Annotated in this window: 1 protein-coding gene; it reads left to right on the plus strand. The window is 50.5% G+C overall.

From position 1 onward, the window contains the following. The coding region (locus BGO59_RS35330) for an efflux RND transporter permease subunit (RefSeq protein WP_293692253.1) at positions 1 to 305 on the plus strand (305 nt) is incomplete at both ends.

A 305-nucleotide genomic window follows, 5' to 3' on the forward strand; every position in this document is an offset into this window, starting at 1 on the left:
TACGGTCTGTTCGGATCAAACAGGAAAAAGAAGAAAGATACCGCTACGCACCCCGCCATTGGCAACGTACTGTCCATTTTCATTCAGCGCCCCTGGATCGCGCTTGGACTGGCTGGAGCGATGGGATTGGCTGTCTTCTTGATTTATAGTCAGTTAGAAACCGGATTTCTGCCGGACATGGATGAAGGGTCTATTGTCCTCGATTATCATTCCGAACCCGGTACGTCCCTGGTGGGAACCAACGTTATGCTCGATGGAATCGATCAACAGATCAAGACCATTCCGGAAGTAGCGGCTTATTCGCG

The sequence above is a fragment of the Spirosoma sp. 48-14 genome (assembly GCF_001898575.1).
GTDB lineage: Bacteria > Bacteroidota > Bacteroidia > Cytophagales > Spirosomataceae > Spirosoma.